The following is a 19,717-nucleotide window of genomic DNA, read 5'->3' as shown; positions in this document are numbered from 1 at the left end:
GCTGGTGTCAGACGTGGGTCACGTAGGGCCGTCGACGATGGCGTCGAACAGTGCCCGCGCCCATGCGGGCGACGGGTCGAGTTGCGTTGTCGGAGGCCGCCATCCGGGTCGCCGGATGCGGTCGGGCGGCGCGGGGCGGGGGGCCTTGGAGGTGTCCCAGTTCACGCAGATCTCGTGGTGGTGGAGATCGCGGATGGCCTCCAATACGGCGGCCAGGAGCATTTCCACCTGGGACCAGCGGCCCTCCTCGGGCGGCCGGCCGGGGGGATCGTCGGCGGCGGGTTCGGGGGCGTCGTTGCGGATCGCCGTCCACGTCGCCGACTCCGGCGGCAGTTTCTCGATCATCACCCGGACCTGACGCCAGGTCAGGAGTCCGCGATGGACGTCGAGAAAGTTCACGCCGCTGTAGGAACGGAGGTCCGCTTCTACCTCCTCCGCATACGCGTCGCAGATCCCCGTCGTCCACTCGACTTTCCCACCGATTCGCCGCCCTTCGTGGACAGGTCCTCGACGAAGGCCGCGAACTGGTCCTGGTTCGGGTCGAGTTCGAGATAGGCGTCGTAGCCGTCCGCGGTGAGGACGGCGGACATGAAGCCGTCGAAGTCGCCCGCACGCAGGAGGCGCATGACCGATGCCCGCCATTTGCCGGGCATGAGTGCCATGACCTCGGCGACGACGGTCTCGCCGTCGATCTCGCCGGCCAGGTCCGCGCGCACGTATCCGTCCGGGGCAAGGGCCTCGATCTCCTGCGCCCGGAATTCGGGGCTCGCCTCCCGGGCGACGACGGGTTCGCGCGCGATGTCCTGCCGCGGTTCCGCAGCCGTGGCGGCCTGGGGCCGGTCGAGGTCGACGTAGGGCTGCGTGGGGGCGTCGTTCATGGGTTTCACTCCTGATGGTTCGCGGGTCGCGGGTCGCGGGATGTAGAGAGGTGGTGGGCGGGCGGTCCCGCGAAGTGCCGCCCGCCCACCGGTCGGTGATGGCGGGTCAGCTGCTGGGGCTGTCCACCGTGGCGACCTTGTAGGTGTGGTAGACGGTGTTCCCGGCGTCGTCCGGGTACGCGGTGATCGTCATGTTGTAGGTCGCCAACTCGTCGTTCTTGTACGTCTCGTCCTCGCGGTTGCTGATCTCGCCCTGGGGGACGTAGAACCCGCGGAACGTCGTGCCGTCCAGGACGATGAACCACCAGGCGCGCCGGTCGGGAACCGGCGTCGCGGTCTCGGCGAAGTTGACGAATCCGTCGACGTCGGGCGTCAGCGAGCCCTCGGGGATGCGGTTCCACAGGCTCATCACCGCAGGCCGGTTGATCTCCTGGCACGCGACCTTGAAGGTCCTGTTGGACTTGGTGATGATCGTGCGGAACGGCGCGGTCTGACCCCAGGAACGGAACTCGGTGGAGTCCTCGTCCCAGCCGCGGACCAGGCCGTCCTCGGTGAGGCGGCCCAGGGCGGCCCAGGTCGGCGGAGGGGTTGCAAGCGGACTGGCGGGCTTGGCCGTACCCAGGGGGCCGACCCAGCCTCCGCCGTTCACACCTGCCATCGTCACATCGGCATCGCGGGGAATCACAAGGGACATCGGGGGTGTCTCCAGACGTGCGAAGGCCCCACGCGCGGCGGGGCCGGAAAGGAAAGTGGGCCGGTCAGGTCACGGCCGGGTGAAGGAACACCTCGTAGGTGGCGCCCATGCGGCGCAGCGCGGTGTTCTCGTAGGGGCGCCACGCGGGCGCGGACACCGTGGAGACGCGCCCGACGACCGCGCCGGGGAGCGAACTCCCGGGCAGGTTCCTGGTGAGGGCGGTGCGGGTCCACGCGGCGATGTCGGCGGCCTGCGCCCGGCCGGCCGCGTAGATGTCGACGTCGACGAGGGCCCGGTCCAGCCGGGTTCCGTCGTCGTCGCCGCCGACGCGAACCACTTGGCCGCACGGCAGGTAGGACAGGAGGTCGTTGTCGAGTTCGGCCGCCCAGGTCGTACCGGGCCTGCCGGCCGACAACCACGCGATGAGCAGGACCTCGATGTCGACGAAGGCGTCCATCAGCCGCCGCCTGCTGCCTCTGCCGCGCGCAGCAGGACGTGGTGTCCGCCGCCGCGTCCGCCCTCGGCGCCGTACTCGACCCAGGCCGCATACCACGCGGAGTTGTGGACGGTGGCCTGGGCGCGGTCGTGTCGACGGGCGCCGCGGTCGGTGACGATGACCTTGAACGACGTCTTGTACAGGCCCGAGTGGTAGTCGTCGGGGCGTGGGCTCACCGGGGCCAGCGCCTCGGCGGTGCTCTTGATCGCCTGGGCCCGGCGGATCATCTCGCGCAGCAGCATCTGCGAGCGCAGGAGTTCCCCGACGCCCTTGTTGTCGAGCTTGAACCGGGTGGGCATGTCGGTCTCCCCTCGTCAGCCGGTGATGCGGTCGAGGAGGAACTGCGTGCAACCGGCGGTGCCGGTGAACGCCGACGGCCCCCACTCCCCCGGCTCGCCGGTGACCTCGTAGACGAGGCCGCGGTGGCGGAACCGGTCGGTGGTGCGCACGTCCGTTCCCGGGGGCGCGTACACGGTCAGGCCCTTGATGACGGTGTCGCGTGCCTGTTGCTCGGACCCTCCGGGGGCCGGAGCAGCCTGACGTGGCGTGACCACACAGCCGGGCAGGGGGGTTTCGACGACCGGCCCGGGAATCGGTTTGCCGTAGGGATCCCGGCCCGGCGACGGTCCGGACCGGAGTCGGATCAGGGTGACCCCGAACGGGACGGGGAAGACCACGTCAGATCCACCCCCAGCCCGGTTCCCACTCGAGGCCCCACCAGCCGTCGTCGTCGATCGGATAGGTCGGGACGGGGGTCGCGTCCGCAGGGGTGGGGTCGATCGTGAACGCGCCGCCGCGCCCGGCCATCGCCTTCAGCGCGGTGCGTTCGGCCTTGGTCAAGTACAAGCCCGCCTGGGGCCGTTGCACGCTGATCGGGCCGATCGTCTCGTAGCTGACGCCCTGGGGGTTCGCGTAGGCGCGGCCCGCGGCGGACAGCACGACGACGGAGGCAGCGTCGGGCAGGGGTGTGACGACGGACTCGCACAGCAGCACGGCCTGATGGATCATCAGGTCGGCGCGGGCGCCGTCGATCTCGCCGAGGGACAGGTACAGCCCCAGGTCCTCGGCGGAGGGGGGCACGAACGCCACGACCGCACCTCCCTCAGTGCAGAGCCTCGACGGCGCTCACGAACGCCTCGAGGTCGTCGGTGGGATCGAGTTCCGCCGACCGGGCGAGCGCCCGGCTCGACGCCGCCTTCCAGGCGGCGGGCTTCTCCAGTCGGCGCAGCGCCGTCTCCCACGCGTCGATGTCGCGCGGGTCGGCGAACGTCCCGGCGTCGCCGAGGCATTCGCGCAGGCCGGGTGTGGGCGAGGCGATCACGGGGATGCCGGACGCCATGGCCTCGACGGCGACTCTGCCCCACGACTCGTAGGTGGAGGGCATGAGCACGATGCGGGAGCGGGCATAGACCCGGTCCCGCATGGCGGCGGCGCCGGCGGTGTGGCCGACGACGCTCACGTTGTTCAGGCCCGTGTAGTCGACCTGTTCGCCGTAGGCGCCGGCCACCACCATGAACGCGGTGTCGGGCATCCGTCGGGCGAGTTCCCGCACCACCGTGCCGCCCTTCTCGTGGCACGGGTTGACCAGGGTGACCCGGTCCCCCGGTGTCGTCGCGTACTCCGCGGCGACCACCGGGGGCCGCACCACGATCGACGCGTTCGGGCGCGTCGCGTCGGGCTGCTCCGCAAGGAGCGCTTCAGCCTCCCGGCTGACCCACTGGGAGTTGTGCACGGCAAGCGCCGTGGTGCCGGCCACCAGATTCCGCAGTGTCGGAGGGCGCGAGGTGTGCACCGGCACGATCAGGGGCTTGCCGTAGCCGTTCGCCAACGCCCGTGTCGCCGGGACCAGTTCGTACTGGCCGAGCACCGCGTGTGACCGGCGCAGCGCGGTGTCGAAGTCGGCCTGGGTCTCGAAGGGGACGACGCGCACACCGTCGACCTCGTAGGGCCGTGCGGCGGAGCCGTAGCGGGCGAGCCACACCGAGACGTCGTGGCCGCGTGCCACCAGGGCGCGCAGCATGGCGTGGGTCGCGATCTCGCCGCCGGCGTTGTGCGCGGGCGGGTACTGGCCCATGCGGGCGACGATGCGCAGCGGCCTCGCCGCCGTCGTGGTCACGAACCGCTGGGGGTGCCGACGTACTTGACGAACGCGTCGTCGTCGCCCTGGACGTAGCCGTAGTACGCCTCCGCCAGGAGCAAAACCAAGTTCTCTTGGAACGCGCTGTGAACGGCGCCCTCTTCGTCGATGTAGGTCGCCTCGTTGGAGATGCGCACGGTGATGTCCATGCCGACGCCGTAGGCGGTCTGCGACCAGTCGCCGCCGACGGCCCGCAGGCCGGTGTCGGTGGAGGTGGACTGGCGGCGCTGCTTCCCGGACACCGACCGGGAGTACGCCAGGGGCTGCGCAAGCAGCGAACCCGACAGCGCCCGGTCGGTGACCGGGGAGGTCGTGGTGTCGGCGAAGAACGGCCGCCCGTTCAGGTCCGTCGAGAGCATCAGGTCCGGCTTCAGCCGGTAGTCCGCGACGAACCCGGTCAGGTCGTAGTCGTTGTTCGTGATCGTCTTCATGCCGGTCACGAAGTCGGCCCACAGGCCGCCGTTGGCCTTGGTCGCGGTACCGAGCGTGACGGACTGCGAGGTCTTCGTCAGGTAGTCCGCGAACGGGCCCGTCGCACCGCGCATGGTCTTGCCGTGGATGGTCGCGAAGTCAAAGGCCCTGGCGAACGCGGTGGGCAGGTCGTTCTGGAGCTGTGTCCACAGCCCGCCCGCGTTGGTCTTGGCGACCTCCTCGGACACGGGGATCAGGACCGCGATCTTCTTCGCGGTCATGGTCTTGATCGCGACCGCGCCGGAGGAGATCGGCTTGCGCTGGGCCTCACCGACCCAGTCGGCCGTAGGCACGTCCAGCGGCACCGGGATGCTGGTCGTCGTGTCGATCGCGAGCGGGATGCGCTTCGACAGCTGCATGACCGCGGACTGCTCGACGCTCTTTTCGAAGATCGGCCCCGTCAGGATGCGGGGCAAAAGTGCGGCGTCGACATTGGAGAGCTTGATCGGGGGCGTAGCCGCCATCGGGGTCCTGCTTTCAGCGGCCGAAGGCCGCGTTCGTGAACCACTCGGCGAACTCGTCGCCGGGGGTGGAGGTGCGGGTGGGGTTGGCGCCCGCGGCCTGCGTGCGATCCGGCGCCGGGCGGCGCGGGGACGCGGGCTCTGCGGGCGGCGCGGCGGGGGCGGCCTTGGCCAGGTGCGGCTTGCGCTCCACGAGGTCCGCCAGGTCGACCGCGATCTGCGCCTCGTCGATCTCGCCCTGCGCGTCGACGTAGGAGCCGAGCCGGTCCTTGAGGTACGCGACCGCGTCCTCGGGGTCCTTGAACTCCCCTGCCGCAGCACGCAGTTCGGCGCGGGCCGTGCGGGTCTGGAGGGCCTGGGACTGCTGTCGGGCCTCGGCCAGCTCCGCCTGGAGCCGTTCCTGCTCGGAGAGTTGGGCCCGCTCGTACTCGGCGACCTTGGCCGCGAGGGTGTCGCGGTCCTTGGCCTTGGTTCGGCTGGCCGCGGCCTCACGACGCAGCTTCTCGATCTCGCGTCGAGCCACGTCCGGATCCGCCCAGGGGTCCGTCGGGCCCGCCTGGGGCTCGGTGGTGGGCTCTTCCGGCTCGGGCGCCTGCGGATCGACGGGCGCGGGCGTGACGGGCTCGACCGGCTCCTGCTCGGGGGCGGCAGGGGTCAGTTCGATGGGGGTGCTCATGCGGTTGGCCCTCCTGGGGCGGACATGCGAAAGCCCGCCACCTGGGCGGGCGTTGGGACGGCGCCGCGCTCGCGCACGGCGGGTATGTGGGGTCAGGGACGGTCGCCGAAGTCCTCGGGCGTGGGGGTGCGTCCCTGATCGATCAGGCGCATCGCGATGCGGTAGCGCCGGAGCTGGTCACCGGGGTGACCGGAGGCGAACTCGAAGTAGATCCGGTCCCATTCGGTGGCCTCGGGCGACAGGCTGAAGACGTCGCCGCGCAGCACCGGGAGCGCGACGCAGGCGCAGTCGTTGTGGAATTTGAACAGGCCCTCGCCGGTGAAGTTCTCGTTGGCGTCCGTCCCGGCGGTTCCCCGGGTCTTGTAGACCGCTCCCCTGCTCGCCATCAGCCGGCAGAACGCGCACGCGGTGGGTTGGGCGGAGCGGTACCAGCCGCGGGCGTCCGGGTCCTGCTCGACGGCCTCGACGATCGTGCGCCGCCCTGCGTCCAGCGCGAGCCGTCCCGCCGCCGCCTCGGCGCGCTGCTGCACACCGGCGAGCAGCCGTTCGGCGATGCGCGCCGAGTGGGGTCTGCCGTCGGCGGGTCCGGACGGCTCGGGGTCAGGCGGCGTCCACACGTCGTGTGCCGCCCACCGCATCGTCGCCTCGATCTGCTCGGCGGGCGGCGAGTCGGCGAGCGCCGGCCGGAACGTACTGCGCAGCCCGGCCGCTTCGCGTTCGGCCTCGTAGGCGCGGGCCGACAGTTCCGCAGCGATCTGCGCGTAGCGGTCCACCTCGGTGGCGATGCCCGCGATCCACGGCCGCGCGGACGCGGGTCGCGCCGGGTCGAGGGTGCGCATGCGCGCGCGGATGTCGCGGAACAGCATGCGAAGCATGCCGCGCTGTTGAGTGCGCAGCCGGCGCGCGGCGGACGAGCCGTCAGAGATCCGGCGGGCCATCGACCGCTCCCGGATTCGCACCGGTCGGAGCCGGCGGAAGGTCCCGGCCCAGCTGCTCCAGGAGCAGCGACGCGCCGCGACGGCGCCGATCGGCGCGCACGCGCTGTTGCTGGGACTGAGTCAGGCCGACCATCTCCAGCACGACGTCCGAATCGGCCGGGAGCACCCCGGCCTGGACCAACTTCACGGCGGCGTCGGTGGAGGCCGCGACCGTCGGCGTGGCGGGGTTGCGCCACACGGTCTCGATCCGTCGCGACTTGTCCGGGGGTTCGCCGTCGCGGATCCACAGCGCCAGGCGCATCGCCTGCGCCCACACCCGACCGAAACGGCGGATACGCCGCTCGGCCTTCTTCACCAGCATGGACTCGGCGCTGCGGATCGCGTCGGCGGACGCCGGGTTGTCGCTGGTGTAGCCCAACATGTGCGGCGGTAGGCCGAGTTGGGTCGCCATGATCCGCGCATACAGGTCGATGATCTTCGTCTGGCCGGACGGGTCGTGCGCCGTGAACTGGCCGACCTCGGGGATATTGCCGTCCTCGTCCCGTTCCAACGCGAGCATGCGGCCGATGTACGTTTCCCACGCCGAGGTCGCGTTGCCCTCGGCATCCTGGAACGCGGACTCGGACGCGCCCAGGATGTATCGCTGCGGAGCGCCGTAGAACTCTGCGGCCACCTCGATGCCGAGCAGGCGCCGGCAGGCGGCGTCGGTGATGGACATGACGTCCGGGGTGATCTCGGACCGGCCGATCCTGTCCGCGGTGCGCTGCCTGTTCGCCAACCGCAGCACCGGCAGCATGCCCAGACCGTGGTCGTCACGGTCGACGATCTCGTACCCGTTCTCCGTCTCGACCGTCCAAATGGTGGAGTTCGGAAGCATCAGGACAGACATGCGTTCCTCGTCCTGGATGCACTCGCGCAGCGCCGACAACCCCATACGCAGCCGCGGATCCCACAACATCGTCATGTCGAGGGGCGACTCCACCGTCAGCAACGGTGGGCAGTCGTCGCACCTACCCGGCCCGTCGCACTCGCACGACGAACCACCGCTGATGTAGCCGCGCCCGTACACGAACGCGTCGGTGTGCCCCAGGCTCGACTCGTCGTACAGGTCGTTGGCCTCGGCGATCTCCTCCAACTCCGAGGAGTCCGAACCGTCCGACCAGCGCATCGCCTCGAGGTCGAGGCGCTGCTCCAACGCATCCACGCCGATCCGCGGCCACCCGATGACGGTATGCAGGCCCTTGAGTTGCGGGGGGATGCTGATGCCCAGGTCCCGAATCAACTGCCGGCCGTCGTAGTAGGCGTCCCGCAACTGGAGCTTGAACCGGTTCGCCTGCAACTCCTGACGCATCACCGCCATGAGTTGCTTCTGATCATCCGTCAGGTAGGTCAGCGGCAGGGAAATGATGTCGGCGGCCAAGGTTCACCGCCCATCCGTTTGAGTTCTCAGCGCAGTACGATGACGCGGCCCCCGCCGGGAGCCGCCCTATTGCTCTTGCCGAGTCCCTTGGACACGGCGTCGACCCGGGCCTGCCAGGCGAGGACGGCCGCAACGGCGGCGTCGATCTTGTTGGCAGACTCCGGGTGTTCCTTGGCGATCTGGAGTCCCGAGCGCGACATGCGGCGCCGGCAGTTGAGGATGTGGCGAGTCAGCGCGGAGGATCCGTCGTGGGTCAGCTCCTCGTCCGTGATCGCGGAGCGGAACTTCTCCAGGGCACGCACGATCTGCACCGCGCGACCGCCGACCATCCACCACTCGATCGGATGCTGAACGGTGGCCTTCACCCGCAGGCGCTTGCCGTAGCGGGCCTCCCACGTCGCGACGTGCGATTCCCATTTCGCCGGGTCCGCGTACATGCCGACGACGCGGTATGTCGCGAATGCCTCGTCGACGGTGGCCAGGACCTCGGTGGTGGGTACCTGCCAGTTCTTGCCGAGGGCTCCGTCCGGTTGTTCCCAGCAGCCGAGGAGGAACAGGTGGCCGTCGGAGACTCGGCAGCCGACCAGTGCCGTGGCGTCGGTGACCGCGTGCGAGCGGCGACGCGAACCGTCGAAGCCCAGGACGATGGTGTCCTTGGGTTCGATGCGTTTGGCCGTGGCCGCGACGCCGGCCCAATCCGGAGCGGACACCCAGGCGTCGGCCGCGTGGGTGACCTGGTTGAGGAAGTCGGCGCGCAGGGTCTGGACGTCATTGGACGGGTCGTAGAAGTCCGCGACGAGGCGGTCGATCGGCGACCAGCCGGGTTCGCAGGGCGGGTCGTGGAGAACGCATCCGTCCGGGTGATCGGAGGAGTCCCCGTAGGCCACCCGCAGGCCCGCAACCAGCGATTCGCGATCGGCGGGGTCCGTTGCCGCAGGAGCTTCCCGGTGGTCGTAGTACAGGCCGTCGTCGCGGGCGCGCCCTTCCTGGATCTGGGCCCAGTAGGCGGCGGATTCCTCGGCCACTGAGCCGTCACCAGGGGTGAAGGCGTTCGGGGACTCGATGGTCGAGCCGCCGATCTTCGCGGCGTTGATCCGCATTGTCTTCGCCATCTTCAGTCCGCCGTTGGACCGGACCCATTCCTCGGACTGGTCCAGGACCGCGAAAACGGGCTTGTTGCCCTTGACGCTGGCGGGTGACGACGTGATGGGTTCGATGCGTCCGCGCGGCAGGTTGACGAACGTGTCGAGGACTTCGAGCCCCGGGTATTCGTCCCGGGCGGGGCCCTCGCGCAGCATCTCCAGCAGCGGCACCCAGGAGTTCTGGGTCTGCTTCTCGCTGACCGCGGCAATCTGGACGAGCGGGGTTCTGACCTCGCACCAGGGCTTCCCGACGGGTTGCCCATCGTCGTCCCAATCGGCGAACAGCACGGGGCCCAGGGCCTCCGCGCAGGCGATCGCGGCCAACAGCGGGGACTTCCCCCAACCTCGGGGGCGGGAGAGCACGGCGCGGCGGCGGAGACGCTTGCCCGTGACCGGGTCGAGTTCGTAGAAGCGGAGGATGAACTCCCCCTGCTCCCGCGTGGGGACGAACGGCTCGTACTCCGGCCGATCGGGCGCCGCGAGGATGTCGGTCATCCAGTCGAGGACGCCCCACCCGAGGGTCGGCAGCTCGCCCGCCACGGACGGCCGCCACGGCATCAGTCCTCCGCGGTCGGAGGCTTGAGGACGCGCAGCGTCCCGTACCGTTCACGCGACGTCGGGCTTGCGGGCCGCTTGGAGTCCTTCTCGTCGGCCTCCGCGAACGCCATGCGCAGTCGCGCGCGGTCCTCGGGGTGGCGCCGAACTTGGCCACGCGAAGCCGCAGTTCGGCTGCGGCGGTCACCTCGCCCGACCACAGGCGGGCGTGCACGATGGCGGTGTCCAGGAGGAAGTCCCAGTCGGTGGAGCTGAAGTTGTCGGCCTGGGGACTTGCCTTCCACATGTCCCACCACTCCACCGTGCGGTGCGGCCACTGATACTCGATCAGCTCGCCGTCCTTCTCGATGTGGAAGGTGGGCAGGTCGGGTGGTTCGGCGTGCTCGAAGCGGAGCAGCGTCTGCGCTACGGGATCCTTGTTCGCACGCGCGCGCCGGGAGGGGTCCTTGGGCGCGGGGCCACGGCCGGCCATCAGCCGTTCCGCCCGGTCGTGATGACGGTCATCGGGGCGACCTCCTGGGTCGTGCGCGTTCCTCCGGGAAACGCGAGCGACCACGGCCCGACGGCGCGGACCTCCGGGGTCCGCTCTCCGTGGAGACGTGGTCGCTTGGTTGTTGCTCGTGCTACGTGAGGCGGCTGCCCTTGGCCAGGTTGCAGGCCAGGTGCGTGCACCGGGTGTTCCGGCGGCTGTGTTCGCCGCCCCCGGACAGCGGGATCACGTGATCGAGAGAGGCGCTTCGCCCGGAGGGCCATGCGATCGCCGGGTCCACCGGCTCACCGCAGATGCCGCAGGTCCACGCGTCCCGCTCGAAGATCTCGCGGGGCTCGAACACCTCGACGCGCGCGGCCTTTAGGGTGAGCCGCCGCGCGCTGTCGTATGCCTTGTATTGGGCCGCGTAGCGCTGACGCGCCGGCATCTCTGCCTGCCGCTCGCGCCGACGTGCGCGTGCCCGGTCGCTGTGGTGATGCTGCGCCGACTGCCACCGGCCGTGCTGCTCCTTGTAGTTGCGCTGGTAGGCGGCCATGCGTCGCGCCGTCAGCGCCTGGCGGCACTCGGGCGCCCCGCAGGTCTTGCGATCGTCCCGCACGGTGGGGAACTCGCTCCCGCAGAAGGGGCACACGAACACGGTGGCCGGCTTCGCTCGCCGGGCGCGCGAATCTGCGGCCCATTGGGCGGCTCGCCCGTCGGCTCGTGCGCGCACGTAGCCGGCCGCCGCCCGGCACGAAGGCGAGCAGTACGTCCCGACGGGCCCGCGCTTCGGGGCGGGGAACGCGATGCCGCATTCGGTACACACTCCGCCCGCCCTCGGTTGCCCCGCGGTGCTCACAGCAGAGCCGTCAGTATCGCGGCGGCGTTCGGCAGGTCGGCCAGTTGCAGAGGAGCGTCGGGCACTCGGTCGCCGACGATGATGTACCGGCGGTCCGAGTACCACTCGATGGCGACGCCCCGACGTCGGATGCGCCGCCCCGCCGGGACCTTGCCCCGGAACCACAGGTGCAGCCCGTTGCCGGAGCGTCCCCTGTCCATGTACGTGGCCGGGAGCGCGTCCACGATCCGCTGCGCCCAGGGGAGCAGTTCGCCCTGCTCGAGGGCATCGTCCAGGTCGACGACCAAGACGTCGTCACCGGTCGCAAGGACGTAGCCGATGCCCTCGCCCACGGTCGAGCGGTATGCGGTGTCGAAGTCCGACCAGGTCGAAGGGTCGGTTGTCGAGGCCCATCGGCCGTCGGTGCGCATCGGTCGCTTCGCCACGTGCCTGACCCAGCGTGCCCGCTCGCGCAGGACCGCGGGTACGTGGCGTACTCCCGCTGCCCTTTCGGCAGCTGCCTTGGCCTGCTTGCGGGCCCGGTAGGCGCGCGCCTCGCAGGAACGGGAGCAGTGCTTCCTATCGGCCCGGTGCATCGTCGGCAGCGGACCACCGCACTGAACGCAGGCTGTCGAGGCAAGACTCATGCCAATACTGTAGCACGTGATCTGTGTAGGCTATGGCTCGCTGACCTGGATCTATGAAGATCATTGCCTCATCGGCTCCCGAAGTGTGGTCTAGACCACTTCGATTCCATCGCAGGTCGGAGCCCCGCGCGGATGCCCCAGACCCGTAGCCGGCCCGAGCGCGTACACGCCCCGATGAGCGGATCTTGGTCCAGGGGGCAACCCCCCACCTCGGTAGGCCAACAGTGTTGGCCGCCTCGGGTGGCGCTGTCATGCCAACAGAGTTGGCATGCGTGAGGCCAACAGAGTTGGCATATCCGACCGGTCGGTTGCACCTGGAGGTCGAGCAACCGGCTCGATGGTTCGCCGATCGACCCGTTCGGTTGGTTGATCGATCGGACGATCATCCGACCGATTGGACACCTTGCCCGACAGCACGGTTGGTCGGGCTCGGCGGTCGGCCCAACCGACCGGTGTGTGTGATGCCCGCCCGGCGGGCTCGGGTGGTCGCCGGGTCGGCTGCCGGCAGGCTCGCCGTCGCCCTGGGCGCGGTGGACGACCACCCAACCGTTGGTCCCGTCGGCCCGCCGGACACCTTGGACCCTGGGCCCGCAGGAGCAGTCGGGGCGGAGCGGGTGGTCGGTCGTCTCCCGGGCCGGGGTGACGTGGAGGGTGTCGGGTGCCATCCATCCGCCGGCGCCCCGCGACCGGGTCATCGGCGGCGCGTGGGCATGCGGCCGATGTTGCGGCGGTCGCCGGGCCAGACTCCGGTCATGTCCCGGTGCAGGCGTGCGCAGTAGGCCGCGGCCCTGGGGCCGAGGTAGGTGCGGAGCTGCCTGGTGCACCGGGTGTGATCTCCGGGTGTGTTCCACCTGATCTTGGTGGTTCCGCCGCGTCCGGTGGACCAGTAGGTGCGCAGGGGCGCCGGGTTGCCGGTGCCGCGCCTGCCGGTGTGGGTCCTGGTGTTGGTCGCCATGGGTGGTCGCCTCCTGGCGTGCGGATGCGGGTGTGGCGGCGGGTGGCCTACGGGCGGGGCGGGGTCGGGGCGGGGTCGGCTTGCGGTGTGGCCGGCTCTTGTTTCGGCGGCCCGTCGGGGTTGGTGGCGGGGTGGTCCTGGTCGATGCGTTGGATGGAGTGGAGGTGTTCGCGGGGCACGGTCAGGAGGATGCCGCGGTCGTCGGTGAAGGTGGCCCAGCCGTCGGTGATGCCGAGGTGGAGGTCGGGGCTTTCGACGATGACGCTAGCCTCGGTGCTGGCGGCGTTGACGACGTAGCGGGGCATGTCAGCTCCGGATGCCGGGGTGGGGTTCCTCGGGATGGCGTCCCAATGCGCGGCGGGCGGCGGCGGCGCGGATGCCTTCGCGGCTGGACTTGGCGCGGTGGCAGGGGTCGTCGTGGATGGGGGCGAGGTTGGTGAGGCTGTGGTCGTCGCCGGGTCGGATGTGGTCGATCTGGTCGGCGCCGTCCCGGCCGCAGACGTGGCAGGTGTGGCCGTCGCGGGCGTAGACGGCGGCGCAGCGGGCGGCCCAGTCGGTGGGGAGGCGGTTGCGGCGGTTGCTGCCGACCCAGGCTCCGGGGGTGCCGGCCATCTACGGGGCCGGGGGAGGTCGGCGAGTCGGCGGCGTGCTTCGGCTCGGGCGTGGAGGAGGGCGGCTTGGGCGTGGCGTTGGGCTGCCTGGGCTGCGGCGAGCCGGCGGGCCGCGGCGCCGATGTCGGGGGCTGGTCGGGGGTGGGGCATTGGCCGACTCCCATCGATCTGAACCCCGGGGTTGACATACCTCAACCCCGGGGTTTACCTTCGTGTCACCGGCAGGGGAACAGCGAACCGAGGAGCCCGAGATGACCACCACCGCCACCGCCACCGCGCAGGTCACCGTCGGCCGCGGCGTCGTCGCCCACGAGGTCCGCGGCCAGGGCCGCACCACCTGCGGGCGCCGGGTGAACGCCACGCTGGAGGCGGGCCACGGCCGCAAGACCTGCAAGACCTGCGCCCGCCGCACCGCGAAGCCCGCCGCTCCGGCCGCCCCGGTAGCCGCGCCGGCGCCGGCGATGGTGTCGGTCCTGGGCCGGGACCTGCGGGTGGGGATGCGGATGCTGGAGGACGACGGCATGGGCGGCACGAGCCCGCTGCGGGTCGCCGGAGCGGTCAACCGCGGCACCTGGGTGCGGCTGACGGTGGTGGACGCCTGGGGCACCGAGATGAGCCAGCAGTGCGGCCCGAACGACGTGTTCGAGGTACTGGCAGCCTGACCGCCGGGCCGGCGGGCCCTGTGGCCCGCCGGTGGTTCGCCCGCCCTGCCGGTACGGAGCGGAGCGACGGGACGACCCGGCCGACCGGCCGGAGGCATGGAGGACCAGGATGGGCAGGCGCAGGACGTGGCGTGAGCGGGTGGCCGCCGAGGACGCGGAACAGGACCGGCTGAGGCGGCTGGCCGAGGCGTCGGCGCTGCGCCGGGCCCTGGCGATCGCGGAGGGGTTGCGGACCGAGTTCGGCGGCAACCAGGCCGCCATGGGCCGGGAGTTGGGGACGACGGGCACGGCCGTCGCAAAGGCCGTGCGCCGGGCGGAGGAGGCTCGCCGGGCCGCCGCCGACTCCTGAGTGCCGCCCGGAGCCGCCGGGACGCCGTGCGGGTCGTACAGGGGCGCCGAGTCAGCCCTCGCCGGGTGCGGCGCCGCCGGGGGCAACCGGGGTGGTAACGGGTGCGCCGCGGCGGATGCTGCGGATCTCGCAGGTGCGCACCATCAGGACGTAGTCGTCGGAGGCGTCGCGGAAGCGGACCCACCCGTTGGCCGCGCCGTCGACGGCTTCGACGGCCTCGACGGTGGCGGTGTAGGGCGCGGCCGCGGTGTCGCCGAGATAGGTGACGGTCCAGGTGTAGGTGACGGGTGTGCCGGTGTTCACGCGTGCTCCGGGGTGTGGGCTTCGGCGATGAGGGCGCGCATGGCGTCGGGGTCGGCGGCCGCGCGGTGGTAGCGGTGGCAGAGTGCGGCGTTGGCCGTGTACTGCTCGCCTTCCTTGACGGCGCTGGGGTGGGTCAGGGAGTAGACGCGGCCGGGGTGGCGGGCGGGGTCGGCGCCGAGGAGGGTGGTGTGTGCGGTGTGCCAGGCGGCGTCCTCGAAGCCCCAGCCGCGGAAGCGTTCGTCCTGGCCGCCGTGGGCCCACCAGGTGGCGGGGGTGGTGATGTACACGCCGGAGCAGGCGCCGGGGACGACGAACGCGTTGCAGTCGGGCAGGGGGACGCCGGCGAGGTATTGGGCGGTGCCGTCGCCCCGCAGGGAGCGGTACTCGGTGTAGGGCAGTTGGACCACGTGGGAGCGGGCCGCGGCGTGGACGGCCGCGCCGACGGGTTCGGCTTCGGCGAGGGTGTCGGCGTCGGCGAGGACGACGACGTCGACGTGGTGCCGTTCGGCCCAGGCGACACCGGCGTTGCGGCACGCGGCGAGGCAGAACGGTTCGTGGGTGGTGTCGATGTCGACCAGCCGGGCGCCGGGGAGGATGCGCTCCCAGTGGGCGGTGACCAGGTCGTGGGCGCGGGCGCGTTCGGGGCCGGTGTCGCGCCAGGGCAGGACGACGGCGACGCTCACGCGGCCTCCCGCTCGGGCCAGTGCCAGGTTCCGCCGGCGTGGTCGTTCTCGTCGTGGATGATCAGCTCGCCGAAGAAGACGCCGCCCGGATTGAGAATGCACAGGCCGACGGACTCGGTGCCGAAGCCGTCGTGGGGCACCTCCGTGACGATGGCCGCTCGGCACTCGGCGGGGTATGCCTGGGTGCCGTCGTCGCGGACCGGGCTGCCGTGGCCGACGTAGTGGACGATGCGGCCGACGGTCGGTCGTGGCTGGGGCATGGGTACTCCGGGGTGGGTCACGGGTGGTCGTGGGCGGCTGCCGGGGTGATCACGGCGCCGGGAAGGGCCGCTTCTGCGGCGGCCGTCGCTCTATCGATCCACGTGTCGCCGTGGGGCTCGGCCGGGAGGTGGATGCGTCCCGAACCGGGTGGTTCGAGGTACGGGTGAAGTTGCGGGCAGTTCCAGTCGGCGCGCCATTCGCGGCGGGTTCGGCCTCGGGTTCGGCGGACGTCGCGGCGACTGAGGCGGAGGCGGAGGGCGCAGGTGCGTCCGTCGGGCAGTCGCGCGGTCGCCGAGGCCGTGGCGAGTTCGGTGACGGTTACCCGGACGGGGCCGAGGATGTGGTTGCGCCAGTCGAGGTCCAGTTCGGCGATGCGGCGTGCGGATCCGTCGAGGCTCAGGCGGCGCGCCACGTAGGACACGCTCACGAGGCGATCGGTCCAGTGGTCCGGCCCGCAGTCGGCGTCTACGCGGGTGTCCACGTGAATCGACCCGAGTCGGCCGAGTTCGAGCCAGGCCGCGACGCGTTCGCTGCGCCGCGGGCGCAGCACGAAGCCCGCCCGCACGCCGCGACCGCTCGGTGCGATCCGGATGCTCAGGCTGCGTGGGAGGGCTCTGTATGGCCAGGGGCCGGGCGGTGTGTGAACGAGGTAGCCCTCGGCGGTGGCGTGGCGAAGGTCGTTGGTGTTGGGCCCGTCGAAGCGGCCCGTGTAGGGGTCGCCGATGTTCCCGACCAGAGGCGAGAGGTCGCCTCGTCCCGTGGGTTCCATCCCGCATCGGGAGCAGGTGACCCAGCGGGTCGGCGGGCTCGTGCCCGGCGCGCCCGGGGCACCGGCGATGACGGGGTCGTGCCCGCGCCACAGGCATCGCGAGGCGGGGCGTGGGATGCGGGTGATCCGGTAGAGCCGGCTCATGCGGGTGCTTCGACGGCCGCCGTCGGGACCGGCCATCGGTGGCGGTCGCGGCTGGTGGTGATCGAGGCGGCGATGGCGGCCGTTGCGTGGTGGGGCCAGGTGCCGGCCTGGACGGAGCGGTCGGAGACGGTGACGGCGGATCCCGTGTAGCGGCCGGTGCCGTCGGGCTTGTAAGGGATGCCGTTGCTCTCCCAGTCGACCGACCAGGAGGTGGTCTTGCGGCCCCTGGCGCGGCCGGTGGTGCAGCGTTCGAGTTGGAGGGTGACCCCGTGGTCGTCGCCGTGGGGCATGCGGACGGTGGCGGTGACGGGGTCGCCGACCTTGTCGTAGGTGTGGCGGCGCGGGCCGAGGATGCGGTCGCGGGGATCGATGACGGTGCTGCCGTGGCGCCAGCGCGGGTCGCCCTTTGAGTAGGAGTCCCGGTCGGTGCCGAGCGTCCAGTAGACGCTGCCCTTGTAGGTGCGGAATTCGATGCGCTTGGGGTGGTAGCCGGTGGGGTTGAGGCGGCGTTGCAGCCAGGTGCCGTAGCCCTCGGTGTGGATGTAGACGGCTCCGAGCGGGTTGAGAGTGATGCTCGCCGCGAGGGTGTGTTCGCTGCCGGCGTGGCCCAGCTTCAGGTCGATGCCGATCCCTCCGAACGTCTTGCCGACGACGACCTGGCCGCCGATGACGCCCTCGGGTGAGGTGCGCCAGGGGCCGGGGACCTCGCTGGTGGCGCGCGTGGGCCGGCCCAAGGGGTGGTGGGGCTCCGGTGCGCGTTCGTCGTCGTAGGGGTCGCCGATGTTCCAGCGGGCCGGGTCGAGGTGGCCCTGCGGGTCGGGGCGGGTGCCGCACCGGTCGCAGCAGACCCAGCGTGAGCCGGGGTCGTCGGGCCCGAAGCCGGTTGTGCCGTCCACGACGGCCCGGTGGCCGACGAGGCGGCACAGGGGCATTGCGCGGGGCAGGTGGAGCCAGAAGCCGCGGTCGAAGGGCGTGCCGGGCTTGGCGCCGTCGCGCTTGCGGTAGTCGATGCTGTGCCAGTGCATGGGTGTCTCCCGAGGGGTCGGCGGCCCCGGCGCTCGGCCGCCGGGGCTGCCTGTCCGCGGTGATCGGGCCGCGGACGTGGTGGGTGTGGCGGTCAGGGCTCGCTGCGTTCGTGGAGAAAGCGGGCGATGTTGAGCCAGGTGCAGGCGAGTTCGTCGAGGCGCTGGGCAACAGGCGGGTTGCCGACTTCCATCTCGGCGCCGTTGAGGAGCCGGCTGGCGTTGGTCAGGGCCTCGTCGATGGTGGGCGGGCGCAGCTCGTGGCGGGCCTTGGGCGTGGGTTCACTCATGCCGTCATCCGATGTTCGAGGCGACCATGAGCAGGCCGGCGATGAGGCCGAAGTTGAGGATGGTCAGTACCGCCGCCATGGGTGCGGTGAGAGGTTGGCGGGGCTTGCCGACGCTGGCGATCACGAGGAGGACGCTGAGGGTCCACCAGGCGGCGAGGCCGTACAGGAACCAGGTCATGGGATGGGTCTCCGTGGCGGTGTGGCGGTTCAGTAGTCCGTGCCGGTGCGGTGCCGGCCGATGTGGCGGACGCGGGGCGGGTCGCCGCGGCGCCCCCAGTAGGCGCCGCGAAGCGTGGGGTCCGAGGCGAATAGGGCGCGGCCGAAGACGGATTCGCTCCAGGGCGTGTCGGGCCAGGGCCGCGCGAGGGTGGCGGCGGGGATGACGCACGGGTTGCCGGTGAAGCAGGCCCGGTGTTCGATCCAGGCGCGTTCGCCGTCGGTGCGCTGGGTGAACTCGTTGCCCTGGGCCTCCAGGGCTTCGATGAGGCCGCCGGCGGCGTGCTCGTTACCGAACCAGGGTTGGCGCAGCAGGGCGATCTGCGTCAGGTGTGTGTGCGTGTCGAGCACCGCGGTGAGCGCGTCAAGGTCGACGTCTGTCTCCAGGACGAAGTCGTCCTCCCAGAAGGCGATCGCCCGCTCCCCTGCCGCCAGGCCCCAGACGGTGCGCATGGCGCGCCAGTAGCCGGCGGGCGAGTCCGGTTCGACGGGGACGATGTCGGCGGTGAAGCTGTCGGCGAGCCAGGAGCGGTGTTCCGGGTCGCCGGTGTCGTCGACGATCGTGGTGTGGGCGACGCCGTGCAGGTGCCGGCGGAGGGCCGTCATGGTCTGTTCGAGGCAGTCGCGGCGGCCGTTGGTGAGGACGATCAGAGGAACCGTCATGTGGCTTCCCACTCCTGCATCCGTGCACGGAGGGTGTCGGCGGCGCAGGTGAGCATGCCGAGGGCTTCCCACGCGGCCAGGCCGGGCGTGCGGTAGTTGAGGAGCACGATGTCGCCGTCCTCGTCCAACGCCTTGATGGATACGGCGTATTCGAGGAGTACGCAGCCGTCGGGCAGGAGGTCGGCGAGCCTGGACTCGTCGTTGGGCGTTGCTGCCATGCGTGCACCCCCGCTCGATGGGTTCGGGAGAGCCGTGTGACTACGCGTGTGCTCGTTCGGTGACCAGGGCGCGCATGGTGGGGACGTCGCCCTCGGCGGCCCTGTAGCGGGCCAGGAGTGCGTAGTTGGCGTCGCGGCCGGGCCCGGGGGCGTCGTCCTTGGGGTGCCAGAGGTGGACGAGTTGGGCGGGGTGGCGGACGGAGTGGCCGAGGAGGGTGTCCGCGGCGGCGAGGAACGCGGTGTCCTCGCAGCCCCAGCCGGTGAAGCGTTCGTCCATGCCGCCGGCGAGGGTCCAGGCGTCGGGACGGATGACGAGGACGCCGCCGGTGGAGCCGGTCATGGTGAGTTCGGTGCCGCAGGCGGCGAGGGGGGCGCCGTTGAGGTAGTCGGCGGTGCCCTGGGCGTCGAGGCCGCGATACCAGGTGTGGGGCAGGTGGAGGCGGCCGTCGGCTGCGCCTTCGACGGCGGCGTGGAGGGCGTCGGGGTCGGGGAGGGTGTCGGCGTCGCACAGGACGACGATGTCGGCGCCGAGGTCGGCGGCGTGGCGGATGCCGTGGTTGCGGGCGGCGGCGCGGGAGAACGCGGCGTGGGGGCTGTCGGCGTCGAGGTGGAGGGCGCGCGGGAGGTGGTCGCGCAGGTAGGCGCGAACGTGGCCGTGGTTGCGGGTCCGGGCCGGATCCCCGGCGCGCCAGGGCAGGACGACGGCAACGGACACGCGGCCTCCCTGGAGGTCGTGCGGTCGTCGGCCG

Annotated in this window: 30 protein-coding genes; 2 read left to right on the top strand and 28 right to left on the bottom strand. The window is 71.4% G+C overall.

Annotated features, from left to right (window positions below; translation table 11 throughout):
* Window positions 1-18 precede the first annotated feature (18 nt).
* The 18 genes from B4N89_RS27935 to B4N89_RS27845 form a co-directional block, all read right to left on the bottom strand.
* Window positions 19-399, bottom strand: coding sequence for a hypothetical protein (locus B4N89_RS27935; protein ID WP_078978539.1), 381 nt, complete (start codon window positions 397-399; stop codon window positions 19-21).
* A gap of 26 nt (window positions 400-425) precedes the next feature.
* On the bottom strand, window positions 426-878 hold the full coding sequence (locus tag B4N89_RS27930; protein WP_235618822.1) for a hypothetical protein: 453 nt from the start codon (window positions 876-878) through the stop codon (window positions 426-428).
* 106 nt (window positions 879-984) lie between these two features.
* On the bottom strand, window positions 985-1,536 hold the full coding sequence (locus B4N89_RS27925) for a phage tail protein (RefSeq protein ID WP_235618821.1): 552 nt from the start codon (window positions 1,534-1,536) through the stop codon (window positions 985-987).
* Between the two features lie 100 nt (window positions 1,537-1,636).
* Window positions 1,637-2,029, bottom strand: a complete 393-nt coding sequence (locus B4N89_RS27920; RefSeq protein ID WP_078978537.1) for a hypothetical protein — start codon at window positions 2,027-2,029, stop codon at window positions 1,637-1,639.
* Window positions 2,029-2,367 (bottom strand): HK97 gp10 family phage protein, encoded by a 339-nt coding sequence (locus B4N89_RS27915; protein ID WP_078978536.1) that lies wholly within the window; start codon window positions 2,365-2,367, stop codon window positions 2,029-2,031. The genes B4N89_RS27920 and B4N89_RS27915 overlap by 1 nt, the downstream gene beginning before the upstream one ends.
* A gap of 15 nt (window positions 2,368-2,382) precedes the next feature.
* Window positions 2,383-2,745, bottom strand: coding sequence for a hypothetical protein (locus B4N89_RS27910; RefSeq protein WP_078978535.1), 363 nt, complete (start codon window positions 2,743-2,745; stop codon window positions 2,383-2,385).
* A gap of 1 nt (window position 2,746) precedes the next feature.
* Window positions 2,747-3,157, bottom strand: coding sequence for a hypothetical protein (locus B4N89_RS27905; protein WP_078978534.1), 411 nt, complete (start codon window positions 3,155-3,157; stop codon window positions 2,747-2,749).
* Between the two features lie 13 nt (window positions 3,158-3,170).
* Window positions 3,171-4,184 carry a glycosyltransferase family 4 protein gene (locus B4N89_RS27900; RefSeq protein WP_235618820.1) on the bottom strand — a complete coding sequence of 338 codons (1,014 nt, stop codon included), beginning with the start codon at window positions 4,182-4,184 and terminating at the stop codon, window positions 3,171-3,173.
* Entirely contained in the window at window positions 4,181-5,140 is a 960-nt protein-coding gene (locus B4N89_RS27895; protein WP_078978533.1) for a phage major capsid protein, read from the bottom strand. The genes B4N89_RS27900 and B4N89_RS27895 overlap by 4 nt, the downstream gene beginning before the upstream one ends.
* A gap of 13 nt (window positions 5,141-5,153) precedes the next feature.
* Window positions 5,154-5,813 carry a hypothetical protein gene (locus B4N89_RS27890; protein ID WP_078978532.1) on the bottom strand — a complete coding sequence of 220 codons (660 nt, stop codon included), beginning with the start codon at window positions 5,811-5,813 and terminating at the stop codon, window positions 5,154-5,156.
* 92 nt (window positions 5,814-5,905) lie between these two features.
* Window positions 5,906-6,751, bottom strand: a complete 846-nt coding sequence (locus B4N89_RS27885; RefSeq protein ID WP_078978531.1) for a hypothetical protein — start codon at window positions 6,749-6,751, stop codon at window positions 5,906-5,908.
* Complete coding sequence (locus B4N89_RS27880; protein WP_235618819.1) at window positions 6,732-8,171, bottom strand: phage portal protein; 1,440 nt, start codon at window positions 8,169-8,171, stop codon at window positions 6,732-6,734. Before B4N89_RS27880 ends, B4N89_RS27885 begins: the two co-directional genes overlap by 20 nt.
* Before the next feature lie 26 nt (window positions 8,172-8,197).
* Window positions 8,198-9,871, bottom strand: coding sequence for a terminase (locus B4N89_RS27875; RefSeq protein WP_078978530.1), 1,674 nt, complete (start codon window positions 9,869-9,871; stop codon window positions 8,198-8,200).
* A 620-nt stretch (window positions 9,872-10,491) separates the two neighbouring features.
* The gene (locus B4N89_RS27865; RefSeq protein ID WP_101897195.1) at window positions 10,492-10,995 is read right to left on the bottom strand and encodes an HNH endonuclease; all 504 of its coding nucleotides are present in this window, start codon (window positions 10,993-10,995) and stop codon (window positions 10,492-10,494) included.
* A gap of 197 nt (window positions 10,996-11,192) precedes the next feature.
* The gene (locus B4N89_RS27860) at window positions 11,193-11,822 is read right to left on the bottom strand and encodes a bifunctional DNA primase/polymerase (RefSeq protein ID WP_078978529.1); all 630 of its coding nucleotides are present in this window, start codon (window positions 11,820-11,822) and stop codon (window positions 11,193-11,195) included.
* 691 nt (window positions 11,823-12,513) lie between these two features.
* Window positions 12,514-12,777 (bottom strand): hypothetical protein, encoded by a 264-nt coding sequence (locus B4N89_RS27855; RefSeq protein ID WP_078978528.1) that lies wholly within the window; start codon window positions 12,775-12,777, stop codon window positions 12,514-12,516.
* Window positions 12,778-12,824: 47 nt separating this feature from the next.
* A complete protein-coding gene (locus B4N89_RS27850) occupies window positions 12,825-13,082 on the bottom strand; it encodes a hypothetical protein (protein ID WP_078978527.1) in 258 nt (85 codons plus the stop codon).
* 1 nt (window position 13,083) lies between these two features.
* Window positions 13,084-13,389 (bottom strand): HNH endonuclease, encoded by a 306-nt coding sequence (locus B4N89_RS27845; RefSeq protein ID WP_078978526.1) that lies wholly within the window; start codon window positions 13,387-13,389, stop codon window positions 13,084-13,086.
* Between the two features lie 250 nt (window positions 13,390-13,639).
* Here B4N89_RS27845 and B4N89_RS27840 point away from each other — a divergent pair, with 250 nt between their 5' ends.
* Window positions 13,640-14,050 (top strand): hypothetical protein, encoded by a 411-nt coding sequence (locus tag B4N89_RS27840; protein WP_078978525.1) that lies wholly within the window; start codon window positions 13,640-13,642, stop codon window positions 14,048-14,050.
* A 109-nt stretch (window positions 14,051-14,159) separates the two neighbouring features.
* A complete protein-coding gene (locus tag B4N89_RS27835; protein WP_078978524.1) occupies window positions 14,160-14,399 on the top strand; it encodes a hypothetical protein in 240 nt (79 codons plus the stop codon).
* Window positions 14,400-14,450: 51 nt separating this feature from the next.
* On the opposite strand, the gene B4N89_RS27830 is transcribed toward B4N89_RS27835, so the two are convergent.
* From B4N89_RS27830 to B4N89_RS27790, 10 genes are all read right to left on the bottom strand, one after another.
* A complete protein-coding gene (locus B4N89_RS27830; RefSeq protein ID WP_078978523.1) occupies window positions 14,451-14,702 on the bottom strand; it encodes a hypothetical protein in 252 nt (83 codons plus the stop codon).
* Window positions 14,699-15,385, bottom strand: coding sequence for a hypothetical protein (locus tag B4N89_RS27825; RefSeq protein WP_078978522.1), 687 nt, complete (start codon window positions 15,383-15,385; stop codon window positions 14,699-14,701). The genes B4N89_RS27830 and B4N89_RS27825 overlap by 4 nt, the downstream gene beginning before the upstream one ends.
* Window positions 15,382-15,645, bottom strand: coding sequence for a hypothetical protein (locus B4N89_RS27820; RefSeq protein WP_078978521.1), 264 nt, complete (start codon window positions 15,643-15,645; stop codon window positions 15,382-15,384). Before B4N89_RS27820 ends, B4N89_RS27825 begins: the two co-directional genes overlap by 4 nt.
* 17 nt (window positions 15,646-15,662) lie before the next feature.
* Window positions 15,663-16,559 (bottom strand): hypothetical protein, encoded by an 897-nt coding sequence (locus B4N89_RS50015; RefSeq protein ID WP_161500840.1) that lies wholly within the window; start codon window positions 16,557-16,559, stop codon window positions 15,663-15,665.
* Window positions 16,556-17,584 (bottom strand): hypothetical protein, encoded by a 1,029-nt coding sequence (locus B4N89_RS27810; RefSeq protein WP_078978519.1) that lies wholly within the window; start codon window positions 17,582-17,584, stop codon window positions 16,556-16,558. Before B4N89_RS27810 ends, B4N89_RS50015 begins: the two co-directional genes overlap by 4 nt.
* Before the next feature lie 92 nt (window positions 17,585-17,676).
* Entirely contained in the window at window positions 17,677-17,871 is a 195-nt protein-coding gene (locus B4N89_RS27805) for a hypothetical protein (RefSeq protein ID WP_078978518.1), read from the bottom strand.
* A 4-nt stretch (window positions 17,872-17,875) separates the two neighbouring features.
* Window positions 17,876-18,049: a hypothetical protein gene (locus B4N89_RS50010; protein WP_161500839.1), complete on the bottom strand. Its 174-nt coding sequence runs from the start codon at window positions 18,047-18,049 to the stop codon at window positions 17,876-17,878.
* Between the two features lie 29 nt (window positions 18,050-18,078).
* On the bottom strand, window positions 18,079-18,750 hold the full coding sequence (locus tag B4N89_RS27800) for a hypothetical protein (protein ID WP_078978517.1): 672 nt from the start codon (window positions 18,748-18,750) through the stop codon (window positions 18,079-18,081).
* Complete coding sequence (locus tag B4N89_RS27795) at window positions 18,747-18,968, bottom strand: hypothetical protein (protein WP_078978516.1); 222 nt, start codon at window positions 18,966-18,968, stop codon at window positions 18,747-18,749. The genes B4N89_RS27800 and B4N89_RS27795 overlap by 4 nt, the downstream gene beginning before the upstream one ends.
* Window positions 18,969-19,008: 40 nt before the next feature.
* A complete protein-coding gene (locus B4N89_RS27790; protein ID WP_078978515.1) occupies window positions 19,009-19,683 on the bottom strand; it encodes a galactosyltransferase-related protein in 675 nt (224 codons plus the stop codon).
* Between the last annotated feature and the right edge of the window lie 34 nt (window positions 19,684-19,717).

Source organism: Embleya scabrispora (assembly GCF_002024165.1).
In the GTDB taxonomy this organism is placed as follows: Bacteria; Actinomycetota; Actinomycetes; order Streptomycetales; family Streptomycetaceae; genus Embleya; species Embleya scabrispora_A.
Note: the sequence above shows the minus strand (reverse complement) of the source record. Positions and strands in the feature narration are given on the sequence as shown.

Coding starts and splice junctions, on each gene's coding strand:
- B4N89_RS27930 (WP_235618822.1), bottom strand. CDS start 878: ATGAACGACGCCCCCACGCAGCCCTACGTCGACCTCGACCGGCCCCAG.
- B4N89_RS27925 (WP_235618821.1), bottom strand. CDS start 1,536: ATGGCAGGTGTGAACGGCGGAGGCTGGGTCGGCCCCCTGGGTACGGCC.
- B4N89_RS27920 (WP_078978537.1), bottom strand. CDS start 2,029: ATGGACGCCTTCGTCGACATCGAGGTCCTGCTCATCGCGTGGTTGTCG.
- B4N89_RS27915 (WP_078978536.1), bottom strand. CDS start 2,367: ATGCCCACCCGGTTCAAGCTCGACAACAAGGGCGTCGGGGAACTCCTG.
- B4N89_RS27895 (WP_078978533.1), bottom strand. CDS start 5,140: ATGGCGGCTACGCCCCCGATCAAGCTCTCCAATGTCGACGCCGCACTT.
- B4N89_RS27890 (WP_078978532.1), bottom strand. CDS start 5,813: ATGAGCACCCCCATCGAACTGACCCCTGCCGCCCCCGAGCAGGAGCCG.
- B4N89_RS27885 (WP_078978531.1), bottom strand. CDS start 6,751: ATGGCCCGCCGGATCTCTGACGGCTCGTCCGCCGCGCGCCGGCTGCGC.
- B4N89_RS27875 (WP_078978530.1), bottom strand. CDS start 9,871: ATGCCGTGGCGGCCGTCCGTGGCGGGCGAGCTGCCGACCCTCGGGTGG.
- B4N89_RS27860 (WP_078978529.1), bottom strand. CDS start 11,822: ATGAGTCTTGCCTCGACAGCCTGCGTTCAGTGCGGTGGTCCGCTGCCG.
- B4N89_RS27855 (WP_078978528.1), bottom strand. CDS start 12,777: ATGGCGACCAACACCAGGACCCACACCGGCAGGCGCGGCACCGGCAAC.
- B4N89_RS27850 (WP_078978527.1), bottom strand. CDS start 13,082: ATGCCCCGCTACGTCGTCAACGCCGCCAGCACCGAGGCTAGCGTCATC.
- B4N89_RS27845 (WP_078978526.1), bottom strand. CDS start 13,389: ATGGCCGGCACCCCCGGAGCCTGGGTCGGCAGCAACCGCCGCAACCGC.
- B4N89_RS27840 (WP_078978525.1), top strand. CDS start 13,640: ATGACCACCACCGCCACCGCCACCGCGCAGGTCACCGTCGGCCGCGGC.
- B4N89_RS27835 (WP_078978524.1), top strand. CDS start 14,160: ATGGGCAGGCGCAGGACGTGGCGTGAGCGGGTGGCCGCCGAGGACGCG.
- B4N89_RS27820 (WP_078978521.1), bottom strand. CDS start 15,645: ATGCCCCAGCCACGACCGACCGTCGGCCGCATCGTCCACTACGTCGGC.
- B4N89_RS50015 (WP_161500840.1), bottom strand. CDS start 16,559: ATGAGCCGGCTCTACCGGATCACCCGCATCCCACGCCCCGCCTCGCGA.
- B4N89_RS27810 (WP_078978519.1), bottom strand. CDS start 17,584: ATGCACTGGCACAGCATCGACTACCGCAAGCGCGACGGCGCCAAGCCC.
- B4N89_RS27805 (WP_078978518.1), bottom strand. CDS start 17,871: ATGAGTGAACCCACGCCCAAGGCCCGCCACGAGCTGCGCCCGCCCACC.
- B4N89_RS50010 (WP_161500839.1), bottom strand. CDS start 18,049: ATGACCTGGTTCCTGTACGGCCTCGCCGCCTGGTGGACCCTCAGCGTC.
- B4N89_RS27800 (WP_078978517.1), bottom strand. CDS start 18,750: ATGACGGTTCCTCTGATCGTCCTCACCAACGGCCGCCGCGACTGCCTC.
- B4N89_RS27795 (WP_078978516.1), bottom strand. CDS start 18,968: ATGGCAGCAACGCCCAACGACGAGTCCAGGCTCGCCGACCTCCTGCCC.